This is a genomic window from Sinorhizobium fredii USDA 205 (genome assembly GCF_001461695.1).
In the GTDB taxonomy this organism is placed as follows: Bacteria; Pseudomonadota; Alphaproteobacteria; order Rhizobiales; family Rhizobiaceae; genus Sinorhizobium; species Sinorhizobium fredii.
Genome location: NZ_AUTC01000092.1, coordinates 1 through 1,147, shown reverse-complemented (window position 1 = coordinate 1,147; position 1,147 = coordinate 1). Strand labels below are relative to the sequence as shown.

Sequence of the window (1,147 nt, the reverse complement as noted above, 5' to 3'; positions counted from 1 at the left end):
CGCTCTCGGTACCACGCAACCAGGGCGCTTTCCTTCTGGAAGACAAGGAACCGCCAAGCCAGTTGGACCATGCCTCTGCGGACCCGGGCATTCCCGGCGCGCGATAATCCGCGCTCACGTCGGCGAGCACCGCTATCATCGGGCGACCCAGTGAGCCCAGCGTAGCGGGCGACAGCGCGACGGTCGCGCAGATCGCGAAGCAGGATCTCGTGTGCCAGCATGTCGGCCGTTTCCACGCCGAGGCCGACGACGCGCGAAAGCATATGAACCATAGCGGCGGCGCGGCTGCGTTCCGGATTGAGCTTCGCAAGCCGCTGTAGCCGCTCACGCTCAATCTCGGCGATCTGATCTTCAACGAGCCGCAGCCGCGCGATGTCGCGGCGCATCTCCGCCAGGGTATTGCCAGGGATCTTTGTTCCCTCCGCAGTCCGTAGCGTGTCGAGACGACCCGCCGTCTTGCGCAGGGCCGGGTTGACGTCACGAATGCCGAGGCGGGCAAGCGCTGCCTTCATCCGGTTCACCAGGCGAGTGCGCTCGGCGACGAGGTTCTCGCGTTCCCTTGTCGGGCGCTTGGCATCCTCCTCGCTGATCTCCGGGACGGCGGCCATCGTGCAGTGCCCTACTTCGCCCCGAAGCCAGCCGAGAAGAACACGCATGAGAAGGGCGGTGTCGAGTCGGTCGGTCTTGGCGCGCCGGCGATCGCGGGACACGGTGACACTGGTTGCGTGGATCACGTGGGCCTCGATCCCGTGGGCTCGCAGCCATCGGGCCAGCCAAAAGCCGTCACGTCCCGCTTCGTAGGCAACCACCACGCGCGCGATCGTCCGACCAGCGGCAAGAGCTTCTTGGCGCCAGCCTTCCAGCAGGCGCATCAGAACATTCTCGTCTGGTTTGAGCTTCTTCAGAGGACGGCGATTAACACCCGGGAGGAGTCCGGCGATGAGCCATGTGGAACGGCTCATCTCTACGACAACGACAAGCGTCTCATCCGGAGCGAAGGCGGCCGTCGAGCGGCCAATGTCGCGCTGCTGCAGCATGGGGCATCTCCATGAACTAATCAAAGGCACCAGCGTACAATGACGCGGTGCTCCCCCATAGCATCTGGAAACCATCAGCCAGATGAGCGATGATCCGCTCATCAGCCTGC

1 protein-coding gene is annotated in these 1,147 nt (G+C 64.3%); it reads right to left on the bottom strand.

What is annotated here, in order from left to right:
• Nucleotides 1-1,037, bottom strand: a 1,037-nt coding sequence (locus tag N181_RS10300; protein WP_060563362.1) for an IS110 family RNA-guided transposase, incomplete at its 3' end; no start/stop codon positions are given.
• Between the last annotated feature and the right edge of the window lie 110 nt (nt 1,038-1,147).